The organism is Streptomyces roseus, from assembly GCF_001044425.1.
Classification (GTDB): domain Bacteria; phylum Actinomycetota; class Actinomycetes; order Streptomycetales; family Streptomycetaceae; genus Streptomyces; species Streptomyces roseus.
This window is the reverse complement of the sequence record NZ_LFML01000158.1, coordinates 52,195-78,759: the sequence shown is the minus strand read 5'-3', so window position 1 is coordinate 78,759 and position 26,565 is coordinate 52,195. Positions and strand designations below refer to the sequence as shown.

The 26,565-nt window shown below is 74.4% G+C and carries 21 protein-coding genes, 1 tRNA gene and 1 pseudogene; 12 read left to right on the top strand and 11 right to left on the bottom strand.

The annotated features are described in order from the left end of the window. The 3 genes from ACS04_RS32595 to ACS04_RS32585 all read left to right on the top strand — a co-directional run. Window positions 1-713 (top strand): ABC transporter ATP-binding protein (locus ACS04_RS32595; protein WP_048480466.1); only part of this gene is annotated, 713 nt, incomplete at its 5' end. Next, the gene (locus ACS04_RS32590) at window positions 700-1,584 is read left to right on the top strand and encodes an ABC transporter permease (RefSeq protein ID WP_048480465.1); all 885 of its coding nucleotides are present in this window, start codon (window positions 700-702) and stop codon (window positions 1,582-1,584) included. The genes ACS04_RS32595 and ACS04_RS32590, both read left to right, overlap by 14 nt. 8 nt (window positions 1,585-1,592) lie before the next feature. Continuing rightward, a complete protein-coding gene (locus tag ACS04_RS32585; RefSeq protein ID WP_048480464.1) occupies window positions 1,593-2,375 on the top strand; it encodes a sirohydrochlorin chelatase in 783 nt (260 codons plus the stop codon). Between the two features lie 31 nt (window positions 2,376-2,406). On the opposite strand, the gene ACS04_RS32580 is transcribed toward ACS04_RS32585, so the two are convergent. Next, window positions 2,407-3,423, bottom strand: coding sequence for a ketopantoate reductase family protein (locus ACS04_RS32580; RefSeq protein WP_048480463.1), 1,017 nt, complete (start codon window positions 3,421-3,423; stop codon window positions 2,407-2,409). A gap of 45 nt (window positions 3,424-3,468) precedes the next feature. Here ACS04_RS32580 and ACS04_RS32575 point away from each other — a divergent pair, with 45 nt between their 5' ends. After that, window positions 3,469-4,326 (top strand): aldo/keto reductase, encoded by an 858-nt coding sequence (locus tag ACS04_RS32575; RefSeq protein WP_048480462.1) that lies wholly within the window; start codon window positions 3,469-3,471, stop codon window positions 4,324-4,326. Between the two features lie 2 nt (window positions 4,327-4,328). On the opposite strand, the gene ACS04_RS32570 is transcribed toward ACS04_RS32575, so the two are convergent. Then, window positions 4,329-4,880: a DUF1697 domain-containing protein gene (locus tag ACS04_RS32570; protein WP_048480461.1), complete on the bottom strand. Its 552-nt coding sequence runs from the start codon at window positions 4,878-4,880 to the stop codon at window positions 4,329-4,331. Then, window positions 4,877-6,213: pseudogene (gene mgt, locus ACS04_RS32565) on the bottom strand (macrolide-inactivating glycosyltransferase). The gene ACS04_RS32570 and the pseudogene mgt overlap by 4 nt, the downstream one beginning before the upstream one ends. A 31-nt stretch (window positions 6,214-6,244) precedes the next feature. On the opposite strand from mgt, the gene ACS04_RS32560 reads away from it, so the two are divergent. Then, entirely contained in the window at window positions 6,245-7,105 is an 861-nt protein-coding gene (locus ACS04_RS32560) for a phosphotransferase enzyme family protein (RefSeq protein ID WP_048480459.1), read from the top strand. Between the two features lie 24 nt (window positions 7,106-7,129). After that, entirely contained in the window at window positions 7,130-7,756 is a 627-nt protein-coding gene (locus tag ACS04_RS32555) for a hypothetical protein (RefSeq protein ID WP_048480458.1), read from the top strand. A 49-nt stretch (window positions 7,757-7,805) separates the two neighbouring features. Here ACS04_RS32555 and ACS04_RS32550 read toward each other — a convergent pair whose 3' ends face one another. Together ACS04_RS32550 and ACS04_RS32545 are read right to left on the bottom strand one after the other, a co-directional pair. Beyond that, window positions 7,806-8,531, bottom strand: coding sequence for a 3'-5' exonuclease (locus tag ACS04_RS32550; RefSeq protein ID WP_048480457.1), 726 nt, complete (start codon window positions 8,529-8,531; stop codon window positions 7,806-7,808). A 72-nt stretch (window positions 8,532-8,603) separates the two neighbouring features. Continuing rightward, the gene (locus ACS04_RS32545; protein ID WP_048480456.1) at window positions 8,604-9,902 is read right to left on the bottom strand and encodes an SAV2148 family HEPN domain-containing protein; all 1,299 of its coding nucleotides are present in this window, start codon (window positions 9,900-9,902) and stop codon (window positions 8,604-8,606) included. Window positions 9,903-10,209: 307 nt separating this feature from the next. Between ACS04_RS32545 and glgX the strand changes: the two genes are divergently transcribed. Beyond that, complete coding sequence (gene glgX / locus ACS04_RS32540; RefSeq protein WP_048480455.1) at window positions 10,210-12,324, top strand: glycogen debranching protein GlgX; 2,115 nt, start codon at window positions 10,210-10,212, stop codon at window positions 12,322-12,324. On the opposite strand, the gene ACS04_RS32535 is transcribed toward glgX, so the two are convergent. After that, window positions 12,309-13,715 (bottom strand): MFS transporter, encoded by a 1,407-nt coding sequence (locus tag ACS04_RS32535; protein ID WP_245236670.1) that lies wholly within the window; start codon window positions 13,713-13,715, stop codon window positions 12,309-12,311. The two genes, glgX and ACS04_RS32535, sit on opposite strands and share 16 nt — an antisense overlap. Window positions 13,716-13,946: 231 nt before the next feature. On the opposite strand from ACS04_RS32535, the gene treY reads away from it, so the two are divergent. Beyond that, a complete protein-coding gene (treY, locus tag ACS04_RS32530; RefSeq protein WP_048480454.1) occupies window positions 13,947-16,196 on the top strand; it encodes a malto-oligosyltrehalose synthase in 2,250 nt (749 codons plus the stop codon). A gap of 145 nt (window positions 16,197-16,341) precedes the next feature. Next, entirely contained in the window at window positions 16,342-17,871 is a 1,530-nt protein-coding gene (locus ACS04_RS39095) for a M14 family zinc carboxypeptidase (protein WP_078865593.1), read from the top strand. On the opposite strand, the gene ACS04_RS32520 is transcribed toward ACS04_RS39095, so the two are convergent. Both ACS04_RS32520 and ACS04_RS32515 read right to left on the bottom strand, forming a co-directional pair. After that, entirely contained in the window at window positions 17,861-18,400 is a 540-nt protein-coding gene (locus ACS04_RS32520) for a GNAT family N-acetyltransferase (RefSeq protein WP_048480453.1), read from the bottom strand. The two genes, ACS04_RS39095 and ACS04_RS32520, sit on opposite strands and share 11 nt — an antisense overlap. Before the next feature lie 32 nt (window positions 18,401-18,432). Then, window positions 18,433-18,996 carry a DUF1707 and FHA domain-containing protein gene (locus ACS04_RS32515; protein WP_048480452.1) on the bottom strand — a complete coding sequence of 188 codons (564 nt, stop codon included), beginning with the start codon at window positions 18,994-18,996 and terminating at the stop codon, window positions 18,433-18,435. A 112-nt stretch (window positions 18,997-19,108) separates the two neighbouring features. Here ACS04_RS32515 and treZ point away from each other — a divergent pair, with 112 nt between their 5' ends. From treZ to ACS04_RS32500, 3 genes are all read left to right on the top strand, one after another. Beyond that, the gene (gene treZ / locus ACS04_RS32510) at window positions 19,109-20,863 is read left to right on the top strand and encodes a malto-oligosyltrehalose trehalohydrolase (protein ID WP_048480451.1); all 1,755 of its coding nucleotides are present in this window, start codon (window positions 19,109-19,111) and stop codon (window positions 20,861-20,863) included. Between the two features lie 67 nt (window positions 20,864-20,930). Then, window positions 20,931-21,446, top strand: a complete 516-nt coding sequence (locus ACS04_RS32505) for a hypothetical protein (RefSeq protein WP_245236669.1) — start codon at window positions 20,931-20,933, stop codon at window positions 21,444-21,446. A 141-nt stretch (window positions 21,447-21,587) separates the two neighbouring features. Further along, window positions 21,588-21,660: transfer RNA gene (locus ACS04_RS32500), tRNA-His, on the top strand. Between the two features lie 60 nt (window positions 21,661-21,720). Here the strand turns inward: ACS04_RS32500 and ACS04_RS32495 are convergent. The 3 genes from ACS04_RS32495 to ACS04_RS32480 all read right to left on the bottom strand — a co-directional run bounded on the left by ACS04_RS32495 (window position 21,721) and on the right by ACS04_RS32480 (window position 26,350). Continuing rightward, window positions 21,721-22,476 (bottom strand): alpha/beta fold hydrolase, encoded by a 756-nt coding sequence (locus tag ACS04_RS32495; RefSeq protein ID WP_048480449.1) that lies wholly within the window; start codon window positions 22,474-22,476, stop codon window positions 21,721-21,723. Between the two features lie 802 nt (window positions 22,477-23,278). Then, window positions 23,279-25,339, bottom strand: a complete 2,061-nt coding sequence (locus ACS04_RS32485) for a phosphocholine-specific phospholipase C (protein ID WP_048480447.1) — start codon at window positions 25,337-25,339, stop codon at window positions 23,279-23,281. A gap of 804 nt (window positions 25,340-26,143) precedes the next feature. Continuing rightward, on the bottom strand, window positions 26,144-26,350 hold the full coding sequence (locus ACS04_RS32480; RefSeq protein ID WP_048480446.1) for an MbtH family protein: 207 nt from the start codon (window positions 26,348-26,350) through the stop codon (window positions 26,144-26,146). Window positions 26,351-26,565: the final 215 nt, after the last annotated feature.

The following is a 26,565-nucleotide window of genomic DNA, read 5'->3' as shown; positions in this document are numbered from 1 at the left end:
AGTCCTTCTCCGGCCCGGCCGGATCGCAGCTCGTCCTGGACGACATCAGCCTCGATGTCGCGCCCGGCGAGTTCGTCACCATCCTGGGGGCCTCCGGCTGCGGCAAGTCCACCCTGCTCAACCTCGTCGCCGGACTCGACAAGCCCTCCGCGGGCACGATCGAGACCGCCGGCCGGACCGCCCTGATGTTCCAGGAGCACGCCCTGTTCCCGTGGCTGACCGCGGGCAAGAACATCGAACTCGCCCTGCGCCTGCGCGGGGTGCCCAAGGCCGACCGCAAGCCGGAGGCCGAGCGCCTGCTGGAGCTGGTCCGCCTCGGCGGCGCCCACGGCAAGCGCGTGCACGAGCTGTCCGGCGGCATGCGCCAGCGCGTCGCCCTGGCCCGGGCCCTGGCCCAGGACAGTCGGCTGTTGCTGATGGACGAGCCCTTCGCGGCGCTGGACGCCATCACGCGGGACGTGCTCCACGGCGAACTCACCCGCATCTGGGCCGAGACCGACGTCTCCGTGCTCTTCGTCACCCACAACGTGCGCGAAGCCGTGCGCCTCGCCCAGCGCGTGGTCCTGCTCTCCTCCCGCCCCGGCCGGGTCGTGAAGGAATGGACCGTGGACATCCCGCAGCCGCGCCGCATCGAGGACGCGGACGTCGCGGAGCTGTCCGTAGAGATCACTGAACACCTGCGTGGGGAGATCCGCCGCCATGGCCAGCACTGACACGAGGGCGAAGACGGACGACCTGGCCGGTCTGGAGGCCGGCCTGGACGCCCTCGACGCGGTCCAGACCCACCGCCCCCCGGCGCGCGAGGTCATCGTCAAGAAGGTCCTCCCTCCGTTCATCGCCGTGGGCCTGGTGCTGCTGGTCTGGCAGGCACTGGTCTCCCTGAAGGTCACCGACGAGACAAAGCTCCCGCCGCTGTCCGCGGTCTGGGACAGCCTGACCCAGATGTGGCTGGCAGGCACCCTCCTCGACGTCATCTGGACCAGCGTCTCCCGCGGCCTGCTCGGCTTCCTCCTCGCCCTCGCCATCGGCACCCCCCTGGGACTCCTCGTCGCCCGCGTCACATTCGTCCGCGCCGCGATCGGCCCCATCCTCCAAGGACTGCAATCCCTGCCCTCCGTCGCCTGGGTACCCCCCGCCGTCCTGTGGTTCGGCCTCAACGACGCCATGATGTACACCGTCATCCTCCTCGGCGCCGTCCCCTCCATCGCCAACGGACTCGTCGCCGGCATCGACCAGATCCCCCCGCTCCACCTGCGCGCCGGCCGCACCCTCGGCGCCACCGGCCTCACCGGAGCCCGCCACATCGTCCTGCCCGCCGCCCTCCCCGGCTACCTCGCCGGCCTCAAGCAGGGCTGGGCCTTCTCCTGGCGCTCCCTCATGGCCGCCGAAATCATCGCCAGCTCCCCCGACCTCGGCCTGGGCCTGGGCCAACTCCTCGAAAACGGCCGCAACAACATCGACCTCCCCGGCGTATTCCTCGCCATCACCCTCATCCTCGTCGTCGGCATCGCCATCGACCTCCTCATCTTCAGCCCCGCCGAACGACACGTCCTGCGCAACCGCGGCCTCCTGGTGAAGAGCTGAGCCGCGCCATGTCTCCCCTCTTCCGCGCCGCCTCACCCGCGAGCGACCCCGTCCTGCTGGTCATCGCCCACGGCAGCCGCGACCCGCGGCACGCGGCGACCGTGCGCGCCCTCACCCGGCGGGTGCGGGCGCTGCGGCCGGGCTTGCGGGTGGAGACGGCCTTCCTCGACTTCGACACCCCGACGGTGCCCCAGGTGACCTCGTCCCTGTACGGCTCCGGCGTACGAGAGATCGTGGCCCTCCCGCTGCTGCTGACCCGGGCGTTCCACGCGAAGTCCGACATACCCGCGGTGCTGGCCGAGGCCACGTCCCGGATGCCGGACCTCTCGGTCCGGATCGCGGACGTCCTCGGCCCGTCCCCGCTGCTGGTCGACGCCTTGGAGCGCCGCCTCGCGGAAGCGGGCCTCACCCCGGCGGACCGCGCCACCACCGGTGTGGTGCTCGCGTCCGCCGGTTCCTCCGACCCGGAGGCGATCGCAGTGATCGCTGAAATCGCGCGGGAGTGGCGGCACACCGGTTGGTGCGCCGTGCGGCCTGCGTTCGCCTCCGCCCGCCTGCCCCGTACGGAGGACGCCGTACGGGCCCTGCGCGCCGAGGGCGTCCGCCGGGTGGCGGTGGCCCCGTACGTCATCGCCCCCGGGCGCCTGCCGGACCGCATCGAGGCGGGCGCGGAGGCCGCCGGGGCGGACCTGGTGGCCGGCGTCCTCGGCGCGGCCCCCGAGCTGGCCCGGCTCCTGCTGCGCCGCTACGACGCGGCGCGGCGCGGCGTGCCCCTGCTCGCCGCGGCCTGATCCCCGGTCCCGCCCGGCCAGGCGGCCTGGTTCACCGGCCGGCTGCCCCGGCCCTGGCCTCCGCCTCGTCGGCCAGGGCCGTCAGCTCCTCGACCGCCATGGCGCCCGGCGGCAGCCCCTCGCGGGCGAAGATGTTCGCCGCGTGGCGGAGGGTGTCGTTCACCGGGGTCGGGACCCCGTGCAGGCGCCCCAGCAGCGAGATCTCGCCGTTGAGGTAGTCCGCCTCGATGGAGCCGGTGCCCCGGCGCAGGGACTGCCAGGACGAGCCGCCGCGCACGCCCGGCGGCTGCTCTACCTTGCCGTCACGGGCCGCCGCCTGCTCCTCGTCGGAGGCGTGGGCGATCCCGGCCGCCCCGAGCACCGCCCGCCCCTCCCGCCGGGCGCGCAGCAGCAGGGCCGCCTTGGCCGGGTGCGGCTCGGGGCCCGTCGTCGCCTGGACGGCGTTGCCCAGGTTCCCCAGCAGCTTCGCGTACTTCCACCGCATCACGTCCTCGACGACCGGGGCCTCGAAGCCGGACTTCTCCAGGTCGGCCGCGATCCGCCCGGCCTTGGCGTCCGCGCCCCCGGCCGCGAGTCCCAGGTGCAGGATGCCGGTCAGCGGCGCGCACAGCGCGGACACCACGCCCGGCTCCAGGAAGGTGGCGGGCAGCCAGACGCAGACCCCGTACACGCGGGCGAAGCGGCGCAGCGCCAGCCGCTCGCTCTCCACCCCGTTCTGCGCGCACAGCACCGGCAGCCGCTGCGCCGCCGTGCCGCCGCCCGCCACCTCCGCGTCGCCCCACGCGTCGAGCGCGGCGATCGCGTCCTGGGTCTTGACGGTCAGCAGCAGCACGTCGTCCGGCCGCAGTTCACCGAGTTCCGCCGGGCCCTCGGCCACCGGGATCCGGTGCACCCGGGTCCCGTGCGCCGTGGTGAGCCGCAGCCCGTCCGCCTTGAGGGCCCGGGCGTGGGCGCCGCGCGCGACGAGGACGACCTCGGCGCCCGCCTCCGCCAGCCGTCCGCCGATGGTCGCGCCGATCGCCCCGGCGCCGATGATGATGTAACGCATGCTCCGGAGCCTGGCACACCTTGAGCCCCGGGATACGGTCGGGGCATGGCGGATGACGTGTTCGACGAGTTCCTTCTCGGCGGGGAACTGCCCGTGCGGCGGCTCGGTCTGGGCACGGGCGGCCTGGTCGGGCCGGGTTACTGGGGGCCGCGCGGCACCCGCACCGAGGCGCGGGCCCTGCTGCTCACCGCCGTCGAGCGCGGTGTCACGCTCATCGACACCGCCGACAACTACGGCCCCGGCCTGGCCGAGGAGTTGATCGCCGAGGCCCTCCACCCGTACGGGGAGCGGCTCGTCGTCGCCACGAAGGGCGGGGTGGTGCGCACCGGGCCCGACCGGTGGCACGCGGCGGGGCGGCCCGAGCAGCTGCGGGCCATGTGCGAGGCCAGCCTGCGGCGGCTGCGGTCGGAGAGCATCGGCCTGTACCAGCTGCACCGCTTCGATCCGGCGGTCCCGGAGGCGGAACAGCTCGGCGCGCTGGCGCAGTTGCGGGCGGAGGGCAAGATCCGGCACATCGGGCTGGACACGGTGAGCGCCGGACAGCTGCGGCGGGCGCTGGAGGTCGTGCCGGTCGCCGCCGTGCAGAACCCGTACAACCTGCTGGACCGGTCCTCGGCGGAGGTCCTCGCGCTGTGCGCGGCGCGGGGGATCGCCTTCCTGCCGTACTACCCGCTGGGCAGCGGGGCGCTGGCGCGCGAGAGCGCGGCGGCGGTGGCGGCGGTGGCCGCCGGACACCGGGCGGGGCCGGGGCAGATCGCGCTGGCCTGGCTGCTGCACCACTCGCCGGTGCTGTGTCCCACGCCGGGGACCGGCTCCCCCGCCCACCTGGCCGAGAACCTGGACGCGGCGAAGATCCGCCTGACGCCGCAGGAGCTGTCCGGACTCGACGCGCTCGGGGAGTAGCGTCAGCCGGCCGTGAGCTCCACGAGCTTGACGACGGTGTTCCAGTTGCGGGTCGTCGCGTCGATGCCCTTGAGGACGGCGGGCTTGTGGAGGGCCTCGCCCAGCTTGGAGCGGCCCAGGCCGTCCGGGGCGTAGAGGTAGACGACCCGGTCGCCGATCCGGTACTCCTCCGGCAGGTACGCGGGCCCGTCGATCGAGGCGAACCGCTCCTCGCCGGGCTGCGCGGAGAGGAAGGTGGCGTGCAGCTGCTTCCCCTCCAGCTCGGCCGCCGGGAAGGGGCAGGCCTCGGCGACGGCGCGCAGGTACTCCCCGTCGACGACGAGGCAGGCCACCCGGAAGGCGAAGCGGGCCTCGACGGCCCGCTCCAGCTCGCGGGCGAGGGCGCCCGGATCCTTCTCGGGGCTCGTGAAGACGGCGTTGCCGCTCTGGAGGTACGTCTGCACCCCGGTCAGCCCGAGGTCGGTCAGGACCTCGCGCAGCTCGGCCATCGGGACTTTCTTGGCCCCGCCGACATTGATTCCGCGCAGCAGGGCCGCGTACTTCTTCGTGGTCATGGCCGAACGATAGGGCGGTCCACCGACAGCGCGGCCAGTTCCGCCTCGATGAGGTCGGCCGCCTGTCGCGTACCGCCCTCGGTGGCCGTCTGCGCGCGGATCGCCTCGGCGCGGGCGGCGACTTCGGGGTCCCCGACGAGTGCGAGGACGGCCTCCCGCAGGGTCCGGGCGTCGGCCTCCGCCATGGGGACGTGCCGGGCGACGCCGAGCCCCTGGAGCATGTCGGCGTTGGTGAACTGGTCGGCGGCCTGCGGGACGGCGACCATCGGGGTGCCGGTGGCGAGGCCCTCCTGGCTGCCGCCCGCGCCCGCGTGGGTGATGAAGGCGTCGGCCCGGCGCAGGATGTCCAGCTGTGGAACCCAGCGGTGCACCTCCACGTTGGCGGGGACGGCGCCGAGTTCGGCCTCGTCGGTGAACGTGCCGATCTGGAGGACGACGTGCCAGTCGGGGAGGTCCCCGAAGGCTTCGATGCAGGCGCGGTAGAAGGCGGGCTGCTTGGTGAAGGTGGAGCCGAGGGAGACGAGGAGCACCTTCTTCCCGGCGGCCGCGGCCGGGGGCTCCCAGGTGCCCTGGGAGGCGCTGCGGTCGCCCTGGCAGGCGCCGACGAACGTGTGGACGGACTCGTCGACGCGGTCGGCGTGCGGCTGGAGGGCGCGCGGGATGAGGACGATGCTGCGGCGCGGCCGGCCGGTGAAGGAGTCGCTGTCCTCTTCTATGCCGTTCTCGTCGAGCCAGGCGCGGAAGCGGGCGTAGTAGGCCCGTCCGCGCCCGGTGGCGCGCAGTTCGGCCGCCATCGCTGCGCCGACCTCCTCCTCGTACCCGGTCCAGGCGACCAGGTTCGGGGAGAGGGAGACGGCGGGGACGCCCCAGCGGTGGGCGAGGACGCGCGCCGGGTAGGAGGTGATGTCGTGGAGGACCAGGTCGGGCTCGTCGCCTTCGAAGGCCGCCGCGAGCTGCGGCAGCGCCTGGACGGCGTCCGTCAGGAAGGGCTCGATGTTGTCGATGAGCTCGGTGCCCCAGGCCTCGGGGTCCTCGTCGGTGGGGAGGGTGGAGTTCCAGATCACCGGTGTGGCGCCGGTCTCCGCGATCTTTTCGGCGAAGGGGGCGGGGATGGCGTAGCTGACGCGGTGGCCGCGGGCGACGAGCTCGCGGATGACTTCGATGCTCGGGTTGACGTGCCCGTGGGCGGCGATGGAGAACATGGCGATGTGCGCGGGCTGTGCGGGCTGTGCGGGCTTGGCTGAGGTCATGGGTCGAGGCTAACGAGACGATACGTCTCGTGCAAAGTGGTTTTCCGGCCGGGCGCGGGCCACGGGTGCGAGACTGGGCGGATTCACGAGGATCCGGATCCGGAGAGACAGGGCATGGACGAGGCGCAGGCCAGGGACGTACTGATGGCGGCGGGTCTGACGGGGCGGTCCGATACGGCCGCGCTGCTCGCTCTCGGCGAGAACGCGGTGTTCGCGGTGGGCGAGCTGGTGGTGAAGGTCGGCCGGGAGGCCGCGCTGCTGGAGCGGGCCGAACGGGAGCTCGCGGTGGCCGGCTGGCTCGAAGGCGCCGGGGTCCCGGCCGTCCGCGCGGCCGAGCCGCGGGCGCGGCTGGTGGCGGGCCGTCCGGTGACGGTGTGGCACCGCCTCCCGGACGCGGTCCGCCCGGCCGGCCCCGAGGACCTGGCGGTGCTGCTGCGCCGGATCCACGCCCTGCCGGCGGCGCCTTTCGCGCTGCCCGCGCGGGACCTGCTGGGCGGGGTCGAGCGCTGGCTCCGGCTGGCGGGCGAAGCGGTCGACCCCGCCGACGCGGCGTACCTGCGGGCCCGGCGCGACGCGTACGCCGGCGAGGTGGCCGCCCTCACCCCGCATCTGACGCCGGGTCCGATCCACGGCGACGCACTGCCCCGCAACGTCCACGTGGGCCCGGACGGGCCGGTCCTGGTGGACCTGGAGACCGTCTCCGCCGATCTGCGCGAGCACGACCTGGTGGTCATGGCCCTCTCCCGCGACCGCTACGGCCTGCCCGCGCGGTCGTACGCGGCCTTCACGGCGACGTACGGCTGGGACGTGCGCGAGTGGGAGGGCTGCGCGGTGCTCCGCGGCGCCCGCGAAACGGCCAGCTGCGCCTGGGTGGCCCAGCACGCCCCGGCCAACCCGAAGGCCCTGGCCGAATTCCGCCGCCGCGTCACCTCCCTGCGCGAGGCGGACCCGGAAACGCGGTGGCACGCGTTCTAGCCGTTCGGTATCAAAGAACGCACCATGAGGCTGCACACCACGGTCCACACCGCGCGCCTGGGCGCGAGGGAGTTCAAGGTCATCCGCCCGGCCCGCGTCCCGGCCCGCGCGGTGCTGGTCGACGGCCCCTGGTCCATGGACGGCTGGTTCGACCGGGAAGCCGCCCACCTCGCGGCGGGGTTGTGGGCCCTCGCGGCCACGTCGCCGCGGTCCCTGGTCCACCTGCCGCTCCGGGAAGGCGCGGCGGGCGGAGCGTACGCGGGCACCTGGCGCCCGCTCGATCTCGTCCTGCTGCACCACTCCTTGCAGTTCGCCCCGTCCCGGTGGAAGGAGCTGCGCGGCCGGCTCGGCCCCGGACGGCCGCGCACCGTGGACCTGCGCGTCCCTGATCCGGACGCACGGCCCGCGGGCTCGGGCCGGCAGCCGTGGGCGAGCCGGGACCGCTTCCGGCAGGACATCCACAGCGAGACGCTGTTCATGACCGGCAGCGCCCAGGCCCTCCGGGAGGGCGCCGGACGGTTCGCCGATCTCGCCCGCACGGGCCCCGGCGTGGTGTTCGGCCACACCGGCCGGCACTACTGCCGGCGCGTGGACTGCCGTCCGGCCGACCGCGGCCTGCACATCGAGTACCTGGAGGAATGGCCGGCCTAGCGGGTGCCAGGCCGAGTCGTGTCGGTCAGGCCGGGCCGGGCCGGCGCGGTCAGGCCGTCGCCGGGAGGGCTTCGCGCAGGGGCCAGTGGGGGTCGATCACCGCGTCCGGGGTGCCCTGGCGGCGCAGGTACGACTGGAAGTCGCGCGCCCAGCGCTCGTGCCAGCTGCCCTGGCGGGCGTGGAGCGCGGCCGGGGTGAGCGCCGCGACCTCCGGATGCCGGGCGGCTATCGCCCGGGCCACCTGCACCGCGGCCAGCGCGTCCGCCCCCGCGTCGTGCGCGGAGTCCAGGGTGACCCCGTACACCCCGCACACCGCCTCCAGCGTCCGCTTGCCGCGCCGGTAGCGGTCCACGGCGCGGTCGATGGTCAGCGGGTCGACCACGGGCCCGGTCTCCATCCCGCCCAGCCGGTCGGCCAGCGAGGGCAGACCGTGCCGGGCCAGCTCGGCCGTCAACAGGGTCAGGTCGAAGGCCGCGTTGTAGGCGACGACCACCGCTCCCCGGTGCCAGTGCTCCACCAGGGCCCGCGCCACCTCGTCCGCGACCTCCCGCGCCGGGCGGCCTTCCGCCACCGCCCGCTCCGTGCTGATCCCGTGGATCGCCGAGGCCCCGTCGGGAATCGGTATCCCCGGATCCGCCAGCCAGCCGCGCCGCTCGCACACCTCGCCCGCCCGCACCTCGACCACCGCCGCCGTCACGATCCGCGACTCCCCCGGCTCCGTGCCGGTCGTCTCCAGGTCGAATCCGATCAGCACACCGCCGTGCCAGTCCCCCATGCCGCGCCCCTCCCCCGCACTCCCCGTGCACCTTCGGTCTACGCGTTTCAGCCTGCCACGGGGCACTGACAGTCATGACACCGGGCGGGAGTCCTCCCAGATCGACTCGAATTCCTCGCGGTACGTCGGGAACAGTCCGTGCTCCGCGTCCCGCGCCGGGCCGCGGGTGCCGCCGCCCCGCAGGACCAGCACCGGCGCCTCCATGCCGCGCGCCCGGCGCAGGTACGACTGCACCACCGCGATGCCCGAGGCCTCCCCCTCCACCAGGTACGCGGTGAAGCGGGGCGTCTCGTCGAAGACGTGGATCTCGAACCGCGAGGGGTCCCGCAGCCCCGCCCGCACCCGGCGCACGTGCAGGATGTTCATCTCCACCGAGCGGCTCAGCTCGCCCTTGCGCAGCCCGAGCTCCCGCTCACGGCGCTTGACGGCGCTGCTGGCCGGGTTCAGGAACAGCAGCCGGACCCGGCAGCCGGCCTCCGTCAGGCGCACGAGTCTTCGGCCGGAGAAGTTCTGCACCAGCAGGTTGAGCCCTATGCCGATGGCGTCGAGCCGGCGCGCGCCGCCGAAGAGGTCCTCCGCCGGGAGCTGTCGCTGGAGCCGCACCCGGTCCGGGTGGACGGAGATGACGTCCGCGTACCGGTCGCCCACCAGGTCCTCGACGGCGTCGATCGGCAGCCGGTCCGCGCCCGGGGAGCCCGCCCCGCCGCCCAGCACCTCCAGGAGCCGCGCCGAGGCCCGTTCGGCCTGCTCCAGCACCGCCCGCGACAGGGCCCGGTTGCGGGAGACCACGTTCCGGGTGACCTCCAGTTCGTCGAGCGCCAGCTCGATCTCCCGCCGGTCGTCGAAGTACGGCTCGAAGCACGGCCAGTGCTGGACCATGAGCTCGCGCAGCTGCGGGAGCGTCAGGAAGCTCAGCACGTTGTCGTCGGCCGGGTCCAGCAGGTATCCCTTGCGCCGGCTGACCTCGCGCACGGCCACGGCCCGCTGCACCCACTCCTGCCCGGCGGGCCCGGCGGCCGCGACCACCCAGTCGTCGCCGCCGTGCACGGGCTCGTAGATCGGCCGCAGCACCGCGCCGACGACGGCGCGCAGCCGCTGTTCGATCAGATTCAGCCAGATGTACGCACGGCCGGCCCGCTGCGCGCGGGTGCGCACCTCGCTCCAGGCGTCCGCGCCCCAGTCCAGCTCGGCCCCGGCCGGCGCGCTCCCGGCTTCCGTCGGGGCGAGCGACACCGCCCCGGCCGGCACCCCCGCCGCCGCACCGCCGGACACCCCGCCGGGCGCACCACCGGGTGCACCTCCTGGGGCGTCCGCCGGGCCGCCCTCGTGACCGCTGTCACCAGGGGGCAGCTCCAGACCTCCCGAGCTCACCCGTGCACCGCCTTCTGCGTCTGGACGCCCGTCTCCAGTGATCACGGAAGGGTACTCCGAGCTCGGCGCCCGGTGCAGCCGGATGGGGTCCGACGATCGGTGCGCAGGTGGTCCGTTGACCCATTATCGGATGCCCAGATGGTCGGCTGACCCGCATATCAGCTCTCCGGGTCACCCGGTAGGAGCATCCCAAGTCCCCGCTTGCGAGCCCACTTTCGGGGAAGATCTAGCCGAGACGCGGTCCACGCCGGATCGGCACCGACACATCAGCCCGCCAGCCGGGGGAACGAGGGGAAGAGCCGTATCCATGCAGGTCTGGCCGGGACAGGCGTATCCGCTCGGCGCCACGTACGACGGCGCCGGAACCAATTTCGCGGTCTATTCGGAGGCCGCCCGACGCATCGAGCTGTGCCTCCTGCACGACGACGGCTCGGAGACGGCGGTCGAACTGCGCGAGACCGACGCCTTCGTACGCCACGCGTACCTGCCCGGGGTGATGCCCGGGCAGCGCTACGGTTTCCGCGTGCACGGGCCGTACGAGCCCGAGCGCGGGCTGCGCTGCAACGCGGCGAAGCTGCTGTTGGACCCGTACGCGCGGGCGATCGCCGGGAGCGTCGACTGGGGCGAGGAGGTGTACGGCTACCACTTCGGCCGGCCCGATTCGCGCAACGACCTCGACTCGGCTCCGCACACGATGAGTTCGGTCGTGGTGAATCCGTATTTCGACTGGGCCAACGACCGCCCGCCGCGCCACGAGTACCACCACACGGTGCTGTACGAGGCGCACGTCAAGGGGCTGACCATGCGCCACCCCGAGCTGCCCGAGGAGCTGCGCGGCACGTACGGCGCCCTCGCGCACCCGGCGGTCATCGGGCACCTCACCAAGCTGGGGGTGACGGCGCTGGAGCTGATGCCCGTACACCAGTACGTCAACGACCACCGGCTGGTGGACGACGGGCTCAGCAACTACTGGGGCTACAACACGATCGGCTTCTTCGCCCCGCACAACGGCTACGCCTCCGGTGACCGCGGCCAGCAGGTGCTGGAGTTCAAATCGGCGGTACGGGCCCTGCACGAGGCGGGGATCGAGGTCATCCTCGACGTGGTCTACAACCACACCGCCGAGGGCAACCACCTGGGCCCGACGCTGTCCTTCCGCGGGCTCGACAACGCCTCGTACTACCGGCTCACGGACGACCCCCGGCACTACATGGACACAACGGGGACCGGGAACTCGCTGCTCATGCGCTCCCCCCACGTGCTCCAGCTGATCATGGACTCGCTGCGCTACTGGGTCACCGAGATGCACGTGGACGGCTTCCGCTTCGACCTCGCCGCCACCCTCGCCCGGCAGTTCCACGAGGTGGACCGGCTCTCCTCGTTCTTCGACCTGGTCCAGCAGGATCCGGTGGTGAGCCAGGTCAAGCTGATCGCCGAGCCCTGGGACCTGGGCGAGGGCGGCTACCAGGTGGGCAACTTCCCTCCCCTGTGGACCGAGTGGAACGGCAAGTACCGGGACACCGTCCGGGACCTGTGGCGCGGGCAGCCGCGCACCCTCGGGGAGTTCGCGGGCCGGCTCACCGGCTCCTCGGACCTCTACCAGGACGACGGGCGCCGCCCGCTGGCCTCCATCAACTTCACCACCTGCCACGACGGTTTCACCCTGCACGACCTCGTCTCGTACGACGAGAAGCACAACGAGGCCAACCGCGAGGGCAATCAGGACGGGGAGACCCACAACCGGTCCTGGAACTGCGGGGTGGAGGGGCCGACGGAGGACCCGGAGGTGCTGGAGCTGCGCGAGCGCCAGATGCGCAACTTCACGGCCACGCTGATGCTCTCGCAGGGCGTGCCGATGCTCAGCCACGGCGACGAGTTCGCCCGCACCCAGGGCGGCAACAACAACGCGTACTGCCAGGACAACGAGCTGTCGTGGGTGCAATGGCCCGAGCCGGGCAAACCGGCGCCCGCCCTGCTGGAGTTCACCCGGCGGATGGTGTGGCTGCGGCGCGACCATCCGGTCTTCCGGCGGCGCCGCTTCTTCCACGGGCGACCGGTGGAGGGGACCAACGACGAGCTGTCCGACATCGCCTGGTTCACCCCGCACGGCGAGCCGATGCGGGCGCGCGACTGGCAGAACCAGAACACGCGTGCGCTGACGGTGTTCCTCAACGGGGAGGCGATCTCGGAGCCGGGCTCGCGCGGGGAGCGGATCACCGACGACTCGTTCCTGATGATGTTCAACGCCGGCGCCGATCCGCAGGAGTTCACGATCCCGGCGGGGCACGGCGCGCAGTGGCGGCTCGTCGTGGACACGGCGCGGCCGGACGTACTGCCACCCGGCACCGGACCGCAGTACGCGGCCGGGGACCGGGTGGCGCTGACGGGTCGGTGTCTGGTGCTGCTTCAGCGCCCGGCGTAGGAGGAGCCGGAGGAGTCGCTGGAGCCGGAGGAACCGGAGGAGCCGGACGAGCCGGAAGAGCCGGTCGGCGCAGTCCGCGCGGGGCCCTCCCCCTCGGGGGAGGCCGTCTGCTGCGCCGGGATGAAGACCTTCGGCGCCCCGGGGTGCGCGCGGGCGGTCGGCACGCCGGCCACGAGGGCGAGGACGAGGGCCGACGCGGCCGCCCCGACGGCGACCCCGAAGGCCCCGGCGGGCCCGTACCACTCGGCGAGCCGCCCGGCGGCGGCGAGCGCCGCGGCCTGGCCGGCCACGAGCGAACTGGCGGCGTAGGCCATCGCCTCGGCGAGCCGCGCGGGCTCCACGGCCCGCTCGGTCAGCGCGAAGGCGGTGATCAGGTGCGGGGCGTACGCGGCGCCGAGCACGGTGACCACCGCGTACAGCGGCCACAGGGTGTGGGTGAAGAGCAGCGGTACGGAGAGCACCAGCGCGGCGGCGGTGGCCGCCCGCCAGCGCACCCGCAGCCCGATCCGGGCCGGCAGCGCGCCGAGGGCGAGGCCCACGGCGGCGCTGACCACCCCCATGGCGGCGTACACGATGCCCGCCTGGCCGGGGACGCCCAGACGAGCGGTAAGGGCGGCGATTCCGGCCTGGCAGGCGCCGAACATGGCGCCTTGGAGGAGCAGGGAGGCCCGGACGGCGTACACGACACCCGGGTGGCGGGCGGGCCGCGGGGCGGCATCACCAGTGCCGGAACCGGCACCGGCACCGGCACCGGCAGCAGCGGTCCTCGGGCGCGTGCCGGCCGTGACGGCCGCGGTCGGGTGCAGGGCGAACGCGGTACCGAAGACGGCGACGAGGGCGGCCGCCCCGCCGAGGGCGATCGCGGGGTGCAGGGTGAGCGCGGCGAGTCCGACGAGGGCCGGCCCGAAGACGAAGGAGACCTCGTCCAGGGTGCCTTCGAGGGAGTGGACGGCGCCGATCACGCCCTCGTCGGCCCCGGCGCGGTGGGCGAGGGACACGGAGCGGGTCCGGGCCAGCGGCCCGATCAGCGGTACGGAGGCACCGGTGACGGCGCCGATCGCGGCGAGCGGGACGGTGGCGAGGCCGCTCAGGGCCCCGGCGACCAGGGCCCCGGTGGCGAGCGCGTTGACGGCGGCCGCGGCCGGCACCACGGGCCGCTGCCCGTACCGGTCGGCGAGCCGGCCCAGGACGGGCCCGAAGACCACCTGGCCCGCGGAGAGGGTACCGCCGACGATGCCGGCGGTGGCGAGCGAACCGCTGGTCTCGGCGACCAGCAGCACGCTCCCGAACTGGGACATCGCGACGGGCAGTCGCGCGAGGAAGGAGAGGAGCGGGAGGAGGGGCCCGGTCAGGGCGATGACTTTTCGATAGGTGTTGACGGTTCCGGCCACTTGATCAACGCTAACGCGGTGCATCCGATCGGGTGCATTGGGTCATGACACGGAATCCGGGAGGGCCGAAGGTGGGTACGTACGTTCTCTTGGCCTCCCTCCCCCTCGGAGAATCGGTACTCGAATGCCCGCTCCCCGGTAGGAGCCCCCGCAACGGGAACGCTAGGAGGTGTCTTGTCGCGTCACGGGTTTCCACGCAAGGAGGCAGAAGTGAGCCGGCCGTATGAGCGCATGCCGACGGGATCCGATGTTCTGACAGGCGTCACTCCGACGTCGACGTACCGCCTCCAGCTGCGGCCGGAGTTCCCCTTCGCCGCCGCCGAGGCCGTCGTACCCCATCTCGCCTCGCTGGGGGTCTCGCACCTGCACCTCTCGCCGGTGCTGGAGGCGGTCCCCGGTTCGACGCACGGGTACGACGTCACCGACCACACCCGGGTCCGGGCCGAGCTCGGCGGCGAGGCGGGGCTGCGCGCGCTGGCCCGGACCGCCCGGGAGCACGGGCTGGGTCTGGTGCTGGACATCGTCCCGAACCACATGGCGGTGCCCTCCCCGCTGCGGCTGAACGTGCCCCTGTGGGAGGTGCTGCGGGAGGGGCCGGACTCCCCGTACGCCCGCTGGTTCGACATCGAATGGGAGGCGGACGGCGGGCAGGTGCTGCTGCCGGTGCTCGCCGAGCCGCCCGGGCCGCAGGACTTCACCCCCGACCGGGAAGCGGGCCTCCTGCGCCACGGCGATTGGGAGTTCCCGCTGCGGGAGGGGACGGCGGAGCTGGCGCTGCCGGAACTGCTGGCCGCGCAGTGGTACCGGCCGGCCTGGTGGCGGGAGGCCCGGACCGAGCTCAACTACCGCAGGTTCTTCACCATTTCGGACCTGATCGGGGTCCGGGTGGAGGACCCGGAGGTGTTCGCGGCGACGCACGCGAAGGTGCTGGAGCTGGTGCGGGACGGGGTGGCCGAGGGGCTGCGGATCGACCACGTGGACGGGCTCGCGGATCCGGAGGGGTACCTGCGGCGGCTGCGCTCGGCGGTGGGCGACGGCTGCTGGGTGGTGGTGGAGAAGATCCTGGCCCGCCAGGAACGGCTGCCGCCCGCCTGGCCGGTCGCCGGGACCACCGGCTACGACGCCCTGTACCGGGTGGACGGGGTGCTCACCGACCCCGAGGGCGCCGCCGAACTGGCGTGCCGGTACCAGGAGTTCACCGGCAGCGCGGACTGGCGGGAAACCGCCCGGGTGGCCGCGCGCGAGGTGCTGACCGGCGATCTGGCGGCCGAGCTGGCGGCGCTGGAGCGGGCCGCGGGTCCCGGGCCGGCCGCCGGGGTGCGGGAGCTGCTGATCGCCTATCCGGTCTACCGGCCCTACCCCGGCGGGCCGGAGCTCGACCCGCGGGCCCTGGCGGAGGCCGCCGCGGCGGCCGGGCCGGGCGCGGTGGCGGGCGTACGGGACCTCCTACGGCGCGATCCGGCGTTCGCGGCCCGCTTCGCCCAGACCTCGGCGGCGCTGCGGGCCAAGTCGCTGGAGGACCGGGCCTTCTACCGGTACGCCCCGCTGCTGTCGGCCACCGAGGTCGGCGGGGATCCCGGCCGACCGGCGGTGACGGCCGCCGAGTTCCACGCGTACTGCGCCGAGCTCGACCGGGACCGGCCGGCTTCCGGGACGGTGCTGTCCACGCACGACACCAAGCGCAGCGCGGACGTACGGGCCCGGATCTCGGCCCTCTCCCAGGCCCCCGCGGTGATGGGCCGGCCCGCCGGAGCCGATCCCCAACTGGCTTGGGTGGCACGGCAGACGGCGCTCGGCCTCGGGGAGGCCCCCGAGCGCGCCGAGCGCCTCGCGGAGGCCCTCCTCAAGGGCGTCCGCGAGGCGGCCCTGCACACGAGCTGGACCGACCAGGACCCGGCGTACGAGGAGACGGTGGCGGGATACGCGCAGCAGGAGGCGGAGCTGCCGCCCGAGCTCGACGAGGCGGCCCGGGCGAACCTGCTCGGCATGACGCTGCTGCACCTGGCGATGCCCGGGGTCCCGGAGGTCTACCAGGGCGCCGAGACGGAGTACCGGGCGCTGGTGGACCCGGACAACCGGCGCCCGGCCCGGTTCCCGCAGGAGGTCCTGGCCAAGCTGGACGCGGGGGCCGCGCCGCGGGGGCCGGCCGAGGAGAAGCTGGCGCTGACGGCCGCCCTGCTGCGGCTGCGCCGGGACCGGCCCGGGCTGTTCACCGGCTACACCCCGCTGGACGCCCGGGGCCCGGCGGCCGGACACTGCCTGGCCTTCGCCCGTACGGGCGGGCTCGTCGCGGCGGCCACCCGGCTCGCGCACCGGCTGGCCGGGGCGGGCGGCTGGCGGGACACCGCCCTGCCCCTCCCGCCGGGGAAGTGGACGGCGGTGCTGGACCCGGGGGTGTCGTACGAGGGCGGGGTCCCGCTCGCGGAGCTGCTCTCGGCGCGGCCGGTGGCCCTCCTCGTGCGCGAGGGCGGGGACGACTGAGGACGGCCCCCGGGATCCCGGAGCAGGCCACCGCCCCACGGCGGCCGCCCCGGGCCGCCGCCCCAAGGCGTTGGCCAGGGGTTTCCGGGAAGTGTTGGGGCGCGCGGAGCAGTAGGGGGCGTGCGCGGCGGGCATTGCATGAGACGTGACCCTCCTCCGTGACATGTGCTACCCCACACCGTCCGAACTCGCCTCGGCCGCCCGCGCGCTGGCGGACGAGCATCCCGGCCCGGCCCGGCTCCGCCGGGCCGGCACCTCCCGGGGCGGCCGGCCCCTGTGGCTGCTCTCCATCGAGCCGGGCGGCCGTCCGCGGGGCGCGGGCGTGCTCGTCGTCGCCGGGGCCCACGCCAACGAGCCCGTCGGCGGCGCCACCGCGCTCGCCCTCGCCCGGCGCGTACTGCGCGAGCCGGCGGTGCGCGCGGGCCGCGGCTGGCACTTCCTGCTGTGCGCCGATCCCGACGGGGCGGCCCTGCACCGCACGCCCCGGCCCCGTTCCCTGGTCGACTACCACCGCAACTTCTTCAGGCCCCCCGGTCCGGAACAGCCCGAGTGGGCGCCGTCTTTACTGCCTCCGGACCGGCTGCCGCCCGAGACCCTGGCGCTGACCGCCCTCATCGACGAGCTGCGCCCCGCCCTCCAGGTCTCCCTGCACGGCACCGACCTCGGCGGGTCCTGGGTCCAGCTCACCCGGGACATACCGGGCCTCGCGGAGCCGTTCGCCAAATCGGCCGCCGAGCTGCGGATCCCGGTGGAGACCGGGGCCTCGGACGCGGCCGGCTGGCCCTCCCCCGGCCCCGGGATCTTCGTGATGCCGCAGGCCGGGGCCGACCCGAACGGGGCGTTCCACCCGGAGGACACCCGGCTCAGCACCTGGTACCACGCGCACCGCTACGCGGGCACCACCGCCATCGTGGAAGTTCCCATGTGGGCCTCCGACCTGGTGGACGACCCGGCCCCGCACCCGGACCCGCGCGGAGCCCTGCGGGTCCTGGCGGCGCGGCTCGCCGCCGACGCCGCGCTGGTGGCCCGCGTACGGGACCGGCTGCCGGGGCCGGGCGAACCGGGGGCCTTCGTACCGGGCTCGTTCGTCCTGGGGGCGGGCGGGCCGGGAGCGTTCGTACCGGGGGCGTTCGTACCGGGGGCGTTCGTACCGGGGGCGGGCGCGGACGGGCCGGGAGCGGACGGGCCGGCAGCGCGGGAACCGGGAGCGGATCCCGCGGCGGGCCCCGGAAGCCACCCGGGCCCCGGCGCGGACGCCGAGGCGGCCGCGCTGCTGCGCGCCGTCGACTGGACGCTCGCGCTGATCCCCCGGATCACCGTGGAGTGGACCGGCTCCGGGGCCCCCGCCGAGGCGACGGCGGCCTCCATCAGCAGCATCGACGCCTTCGCCCGGCGGCTGTCGCTGCGCGCCGCCTCGATGCTGCTGCGGGTGCTCCGGGCCCAGGGGCATCCGGCGGCCCCGGGGCTGGACCGGCTCGTCACCGGCTGGTGCGAGGAGTTCGGGGCCCGGTTCCGGGCGCGCCGGATCCCGGTGGCCACCCAGGTCGAGCACCAGTCCCGTACGGTCCTGGCGGCGTTCGAGCGGCTCGTCGCGCAGGGGCTGGACGGGGAGGGGCCGGACGGGGCCGGGGAGCCCGGCCGGCCGGCCGGGCCCGACGGGGCGGTCAGTGCGTAGGAGGTGTCCCCCCGGCGCCGGCCGCCGGCTCCCCGGACGGCGGGACGGCCAGGGCGTAGCGGCGCTTGGGGGCGCCGGTGGCGCCGAGCCGGTCGCAGGAGCGGATCGCGCCCTCGTTCCGGTCCGGGGTCTGCCACTGGACCTGGTCGAGGCCGAACGAGCGGGCGAGGTACGCCACCGCGGCCATCAGGGCGGCGCCGAGGCCGTGGCCGCGGGCCTCCTCGGCGAGGTAGAGGCAGTCCACGTGCAGGTGGTGCCGGGCGTCCCAGAAGGCGAACTCGGCGGAGCACGCGGCGTATCCGGCGACCGGTCCGTCCGGGGCTCCGGCCGGCAGCACCCACAGCCGGGCTCCGTCCGCGAACAGCTGTGGCCAGAGCCGGTCGGCCGGGCCCGCGGGCCGGGGCGCGGACTTCTCGTACGCGACGTGCTCGTGGACGAGCTCGACGAGGCGGGGCAGGTCCTCGGGGCGTGCCGGGCGTACGACGGGCGGCTGCCGCTCGGGGTCTGCGTGTTCCCTGGGCACCGTCATCGGGCCCGGCGTGATCAGTTGAAGGACACGGCTCAGCTCGACGAGAGCCGGAAGTTCATCCGGCCGAAGCCGATCTGGTCCCCGTCCCGGACCACCACCGAGCCGGTCACCCGAAGGCCGTTGACCGTGGTGCCGTTGGAGGAGCCGAGGTCCGTGAGCACCCACACCCCGTCGCGCATCCCGAGCTCGGCATGGACCCGGGAGACCGTCTCGTCGGTGAGCCGCAGCCCGTTCCCCGGGTCGCGGCCGATCCTCAGGGAGCGCGCGCTCGGGTGCGGCAGCAGCAGCTTCGGCAGCCGCTCGGCGTTCCAGGCCCGCCGGACCCCGGCGGACACGGCCGAGACCCGGCCCACCCAGCCGAAGACGCGGCGGGTCCAGGCGCCTTCGCCGTTCCCGCGGACGCCGAGGTCGGCGGTGAGGACCGCGAGGTCCTCGGAACGGCGGGCGACGAGGGCGAGTTCCATACGGCGCAGGAACGTGTCCTGGGACAGCTTGCCGAGGGCCGCACCCTCGCGGAGCTGCTCCAGCGCCCGGTCGCGCTCCGCGTCCGAGAGGCGCGCTACCGGGAAGGCGGGGAACTCGAAACTCGACGTCACAGGGTGATTGTCGGCCCGTCAGGGCCGGAGTGTCCAGAACTCCTCCGGCCGTCCACGCGATGATGGGCCCGGCACACGTTCCGGGTACCGCAGCAGACGAGGGGAACCGTCCGTGCAGTTCGAGGTGTGGGCACCGCAGACAGACCGGGTCGCGCTGCGACTCGGCGGCGCGACGTACGAGATGGCACGCGATCCGGACCGGGCCGGCTGGTGGACCGCCGAGGCCCCGGCCGCCGACGGGGACCGGTACGGATTCCTGGTGGGCGTGACCGCCGGGGAGGAGACCGTACGGCCCGACCCGCGCGGGCGGCGGCTGCCCGACGGGCCCGACGGCCTCTCGGCGGTGGTCGATTTCGAGCCGCTCACCCCGCGGGGGCCGGCGCCCGGCACCCGGCTCCAGGACGCGGTCCTGTACGAGCTGCACATCGGCACCTTCACCCCCGAGGGCACCTTCGACGCGGCCGCCGCCCGTCTCGGGCACCTGACCGCGCTCGGGATCACGCACGTGGAGCTGATGCCGGTCTGCCCCTTCCCCGGCCGGCACGGGTGGGGGTACGACGGGGTGGCGCCCTGGGCGGTGCACGAGCCGTACGGGGGCCCGGCCGGGCTGGCCCGGTTCGTGGACGCGGCGCACGCGGCCGGGCTCGGGGTGGTGCTGGACGTGGTCCACAACCACCTGGGCCCCTCCGGCAACCACCTCCCGGCCTTCGGCCCGTACTTCACGGAGACCCACCACACCCCCTGGGGCGCGGCGGTCAACCTGGACGCGGCCGGCTCCGACGAGGTGCGCGCGTACCTGCTGGGCAGCGCCCTCGCCTGGCTGCGGGACTACCGGATCGACGGGCTGCGGCTGGACGCGGTGCACGCGCTCGCCGACGAGCGGGCGCTGACCTTCCTGGAGGAGCTGTCGGCGGCCGTGGACGGGCTGGCCGCCGAGACGGGCCGCCCGCTGTTCCTGATCGCCGAGTCCGACCGGTGCGATCCGCGCACCACGGCCCCGCGCGCGGCCGGGGGCCTGGGCCTGCACGCGCAGTGGAACGACGACTTCCACCACGCCCTGCACTGCGCGCTGACGGGCGAGTCCCAGGCGTACTACGCGGACTTCGCCGAGGCGCCGCTCGCCGCGCTGGCCAAGACCATGACCCGGGCGTTCTTCCATGACGGGACCTGGTCCTCCTTCCGGGGCCGAAGCCACGGCCGCCCCGTGGACCGGCGCCGCACGCCCGCGCACCGCTTCCTCGGCTACACGCAGACCCACGACCAGATCGGCAACCGGGCGCTGGGCGACCGGCTCGCGGCCTCCCTCTCCCCCGGGCTGCTGGCGTGCGGGGCGGCGCTGGCGCTGACCGGGCCGTTCGTGCCGATGCTGTTCATGGGCGAGGAGTGGGCCGCGGGCACGCCGTGGCAGTACTTCACCGACCATCCGGACCCGGAGCTCGCCGAGGCGGTGCGCAGCGGCCGGCGCCGGGAGTTCGCGGCGCACGGCTGGAAGGCGGAGGAGATCCCGGACCCGCAGGACCCGGCCACCCGGGACCGCTCCTGCCTGGACTGGGCGGAGCCGGAACGCGCCCCGCACGACCGGCTGCTGGCCTGGTACCGGACGCTGATCGCCCTCCGGCGCACCCACCCGGACCTCCGCGATCCGGACCTCGCGGCGGTGCGCGTGGCCTACGACGAGGAGCGCCGCTGGGTGACCTTCCGGCGCGGCGACGTACGGGTCGCGGTGAACCTGTCCCCCGAGCCGGTGACGATCGCCTTCGGCCGCAACGGGGTCCGGGTGCTGGCCGCCTGGGACCCGGTGGACCACCCGGGCCCCGACGGCCGCGTGCACGTCCCGGCCGAGTCGGTGGTGGTGCTGGGGCCCTGATTTCCCCGCCCGGACGGCCCGGCGTGCCCGGGCGGCGACGGGGGGCGGGCTCCCTATCGTGGGGGGCGTGAGCATCCCCAGTGGCATGTCCGCAGGTCGCAGCGGGCCGCACCGCGCCTTGCGGACCGACTCCGCCGGGGCCGTGTACGGCTCCCTCCTCGCCACCTCCGTGGTGGCCACGGCCACCACGGTCGGCGACCGGCCGCGGCTCCATCTCATCCTGCTCCTGCTGGTCACGGGCCTGGTGTTCTGGGCCACGCACGTCTACGCGCACCTCGCCGGGGAGCGGGTGCTCGGCGAGCCGTGGAGCGGGCGCGAGATCCGGCGGGTCGCGCTCCACGAGTGGCCGATCGTGGAGGCCGCCGTCCTGCCCGCGGCCGCCGTCGCCCTGAGCGCCCTCCTCGATCTGGACTACTGGGGGACGGCCTGGCTGGCCATGGGCGTCTCCGTGGCGCAGCAGGTCCTGTGGGCGTGCGTCGGCGCCGCCCGGGCGGGCGCCAGCCGCGGCCAGCTGGCGGCCGAGGGGGTGGTGAACCTGTTCCTCGGGCTGATCATCGTGGCCACGAAGGCGGCCCTGAAGTAGCCGCGGCGCCCGTACGGGGGCGGGGCGGGGGCCGGGCGAGGGCGCTCGCCGCACGCCGCGGCCGGATAACGCGTGGCGGGACCACCCTCCTGATCAGCTATGCTGTGCGTGCACATCGACGGGCGTTCGCCGCCCTTCGTGGTGGGTGTAGCTCAGTTGGTAGAGCACCTGGTTGTGGTCCAGGTGGCCGCGGGTTCAAGTCCCGTCACTCACCCTGATCCCCCGGGGTACGAGGTTTCCTCGTACCCCGGGGGTTTTTCGCGTCCGCCCCGGGCTATCCCCGCAGGAACCTCTCCACCTCCGCGGCGAAGGCCACCGGGGTCTCGTGCGGCGGGTAGTGCCCGGCGCCGGCCACGGGGTGGACGCGGCAGTCGGGGTAGGAGACCTGCCAGGTGGCCCGCATCACCTCGGGGGTGAGGGCGAGGTCGTTCTCCCCCACGAGGACCAGCACGGGGACGGTGCTGCCCTTGACGGCGGCGGAGAGGTCCAGCGGCTGCCAGCTCGCGAGGTAGGCGGCGAAGGCCTCCGGTCGGGAGGCGCCCAGGGAGTGGGCGACCATCCGGTCCAGCCAGTGGCGTCCCGCGCGGTGGCCCGTGACCAGGTCGAGGATGGTCCGCCGGTGCTCGGCGCTGCCCGCGGCGCCGTGGAAGAGGGCGTGGGTCGCGTCGTCCATCTCGTACGGGGCGGCGGGGACCGGGTTGATCCCGATGAGCTTCTCGATCCGTTCGGGGGCCCGGACCAGCACCTGCTGCATGGCCTTGCCGCCCATGGAGTGCCCCATGAGGGAGAAGGTGTCCCAGCCGATCTCGTCGGCGAGCGCGAGGACGTCGTCGGCGATCTCGGGGAGGGTGTAGCGGCCGGGGACGTCCCGGCGGTCCCCGTAGCCGCGGTAGTCGAGGAAGACGTACGAGAAACCCTCCGGGTCCAGGTAGTCGAGGGCGGAGCCCCAGTTGGCGCAGGTGCCGAACCAGTCGTGCAGCACGATGACGCGGACGGGGCCGGTGCCGATCCTGCGGTGGGCGATGGCCATGCGTTCTCCCTCGGTGACGGGGCGTGGCTGGACGGACGCCGTACGTTCTGCCCATCGGATCTACGATCACACCGTGAAACCCCTCTCCCGCGCGGTGCGCGCCGCCGTCTCCACCGGCCGGGCGGCCGCGTCCGGACCGGCGACGCACCCGTACCACCCGGCGCAGTACGAGATCCACGAGCCCGGCGAGGTCCGGGAGCTGCTCGCCGCATGGCCGCCGGACCACGGACCGGACGGATCCGACGACTGCCCGTGCTGTGGGCACGACGGCCGCGTGACGCTGTACGAGCCGGGCGGGCAGTGCGTGCGGGCCGTGGACCTGTCCCGCGCGAAGCCGCTGGCGCGCCTGCTCGCGCCCGCCGCCGCGGAGGGGATCCCGGCCCGGCACCGGGCCCGTTGGGCGCGGGCTGCGCCCCCGCGGCTGCGCGAGTACGCCGCCGCCCTGGCGCGGGGGGAGGAACCGGACCGCCCCGGGGTGCGGGCCGCCCTGGTGTTCTCCTGGCTCGGGGCGCCGAGGCCGCGGGGGACGGGCGCGGCGTCGGTGCTGGCCGTGGAGGCGCCGGTGCGGCTGCTCGCCGCCGAGCCCACGGACGAACTCGCCTGGGCGGTCCGGGAAACCGACCGCGGCGGCCTGGACGGGGCCGTGCGGTTCTTCGCGAGCGAGGCGTTCACCACCCGCCACCCAAGCGCAGGCGCGTCCCGGACACCGCCCGCGACCTGCTGCTGCGGCACGCCCGCAGCCACCGTCCCGCGGACCTGCCGGTCCTGGAACGGCGACTGCTGCGCGCACCGGACGACCGCGTCAGACGGTCTTGATGGCCGGGTCCGAGAGGCCCGGGGCGCCGGTTTCGACGTGGCCTGCGAAGCGGCGCAGGAAGGTGGCGTCCGCGCCGGAGACGACCTGCACGTCGTACCAGCGGCCCGTCGTGGAGAGGTCCGCCGTGTACGTGGCCGTGCCGCCCGCCGCGACCCGCAGGGTCTGGGCGGCGCCGCCGTAGGCGTTGGTCACCGTGAGGTCGACCGCCGCCGTGCCGGAGTTGGACAGCGTCAGCTTCAGGTTGCCGGTCGCCGCGTCGTGGCGGGCCGTGACCTCCGGACCGGCTTTCTTCGCCGGACCCTTCCAGGTGCGCAGGAACCCGTTCGGACCCCAGACCGTCAGGTTGATCTGGTTGCCGGTGGAGCTGCTGGTACTCCAGGTGTCCGAGAGGGTCTTGCCCGCCTCGACCGTGTAGGGCCAGGGGCCGTCGGTCCGGTTGCCCGAGGTGCTGTGGAAGTGCGCGCCGAGGGCGGGACCGGAGGAGAAGGTCAGGGTGAACTGGCCCGTGGAGGTGACCGCCTTGCCGTCCACGTACGGGGCGTAGCCCAGCGCGCGCGTGGGCTTGCGGCCCGCCTCCTGCCTGGGCAGGGAGCCCGTCGCCGGCGGCACCGGGTGGTAGGACGGGTGCGCGTTGTGGTCCGGCGGGACGTACCCGGCGGTGGAGGGCAGGGCCGCGGGCGAGGCGTCCGCACGCGTGAAGTCGAACGCCGAGGTCAGGTCGCCGCAGACCGCGCGGCGCCAGGGCGAGATGTTGGGCTCCTGCACGCCGAAGCGCTTCTCCATGAACCGGATGACCGAGGTGTGGTCGAAGGTCTCGGAGCAGACGTAGCCGCCCTTGCTCCACGGGGAGACCACGATCATCGGGACGCGCGGGCCGAGGCCGTAGGGGCCGGCCGCGTAGCCGCCGCCACCGGCGTAGAGGTCGCGGGTGACGTCCGCCGTGGACAGGCCCCAGGCGGCGGAGGCGGGCGGGTAGGGCGGGACGACGTGGTCGAAGAAGCCGTCGTTCTCGTCGTAGGTGATGAAGAACGCCGTCTTCGCCCACACCGCCGGGTTCGCGGTGAGCGCGTCCAGGACCTGCGAGATGTACCAGGCACCGAAGTTGACTGGCCAGTTCGGGTGCTCGCTGAAGGCCTCGGGCGCGGCGATCCAGGAGACCTGGGGCAGCGCGCCGTTCACGACGTCGGCGCGCAGCTTGGCGAAGTAGCTCTCCCCCGCCTTGGCGTTGGTGCCCGTACGGGCCTTCTCGTACAGCGGGTCACCGGGCTGGGCGTTGCGGTAGCTGTTGAAGTAGAGCAGCGAGTTGTCGCCGTAGTTGCCGCGGAAGGCGTCGCTGATCCAGCCCCAGCCGCCGGCGGCGTTCAGGCCGTCGCCGACGTCCTGGTAGATCTTCCAGGAGACCCCGGCCGCCTCCAGGCGCTCCGGGTAGGTCTTCCAGCCGTAGCCGGCCTCCTGGTTGCCGAGGACGGGGCCGCCGCCGGTTCCGTCGTTGCCGGTGTGGCCCGTCCACATGTAGTAGCGGTTCGGGTCGGTCGCGCCGATGAACGAGCAGTGGTAGGCGTCGCACACGGTGAAGGCGTCGGCGAGCGCGTAGTGGAACGGGATGTCGTTCCGCGTCATGTACGCCATGGTCGTGGCCGTCTTGGCCGGGACCCACTTGTCGTACTTGCCGTTGTTGTACGCGGCGTGGCCGCCGGCCCAGTCGTGGTTGAGGCCCTCGACGAACTGCATGCCCAGGTTGGTGACCTGGGGGTTGAAGGGGAGGATGTCCTTCGTCCCGTTGGACTGGTAGAAGACGGACTTCCCGTTGTCCTGGAGGACGGGGCGCGGGTCGCCGAAACCGCGCACCCCCTTCATCGAGCCGAAGTACTGGTCGAAGGACCGGTTCTCCTGCATGAGCACCACGATGTGCTCGATGTCCTGGATGGTGCCGGTGGCGCCCTGGGCCGGGATGGCGGCCGCGCGGGCGATGCTCTCGTTCAGCATCGCGGCCGCGGCGGTTCCGCCCGCGATCTGCAGGAACCTGCGGCGATTGAGTTCAGCCATGGGGTGACGACCTCTGGGGGTGAGGGGGATGTCGAGGGGCGCCCCAAGGAGAGCGGTCCCGGGGTACCGGACGGGGATCGGTTCGTGACGCGGCGCGGTACAGCTGGAGAACGGAAAGACCTCCCGGGCCCTGCGCACGGGGTGCGGAGCGGATGGCGGGGACCGAGCTCGGGCATGCCATGGGGCGGTCCCGCGCACTTTCCGGCCTGCCGGCCGCTCCGCTGGTGGCACGGTACGGGGAACTCAGCTCCGTGCAACAGACCCTGCACTTGGCCCACTTGGGCGAGCCGCCGATTCCGGCCGGGGGGCGGGTGCGGGTACTCGACGGCGTCTTCACGGTCCCAGAGCCGGGGCGGCGCAGGCACGTGCAGGCACGTGGGGGCGCAGGTCCCGCGCGGACCGCGGGCCGGTGGCGGGGACCCGGAGGACGGGGCGGGCGCGTTACCGGAACCTCCGGCCCGGATCCAGGAGCGTGACCCGGCCGCGCTGCGGCTCCGGTGGACGCCGCTCACGCGAACCCAGGCCGGACGAGGCCCGCGCTCACGAGGACCGGGGCGATCGGTCGCTTGCGCGGGTCCCGCCGCCGGGTACCGGATTGCGGTGAGCCACGCCCGGGCCCGCGGTGGCGTCCGGTCGGCCACGTCCGGCCACCGCGCGCGTATCGCCGGTCAACCCGTACGGAGGCAGCACCTCACCCCGCGCGCCATCGCCCGCGGGGCTCCGTGCGGCCCCGGGTGGTGCACCGGTCGGCGGGGCTCGGTTCCCCCGCGGCTCAGCCGCGCCGACCGGCGTTCGTGCCCCCGTTCAGGATGCCGCGGCCATGCGGCGGCGCAGGCTCAGGGGGCGCATGTCCGTCCACACCTCGGCGATGTGGTCCAGGCACTCCTGGCGGGTGCCCTGCGTGCCCTCGGCCTGCCAGCCGGCCGGGAGCTCCCGGTCCGCTCGCCAGATGGAGTACTGCTCCTCGTCATTGCGTACGACGCGGTAGCCGCTCTCGTCCGTCTCGGCCATTGGTCCGGCCCTCCCTTTGGTTGTTCGGCTGTTCCGTGATGGGTCACAGCGTGCAGTGCCGGGGCGGGGGCGCCATAGGGACAAACGCGCAGAAGGACCGGCGGCCGGTGCTGCCGCTCCTTCCCTGGTGGCGCCGGTGCGCGCGGCGGCAGTGTTCGGGGCAGCCAGGGTGGCGACCGAGAGGTACAGCGCCGCCGGCCACGTCACCCCATCAG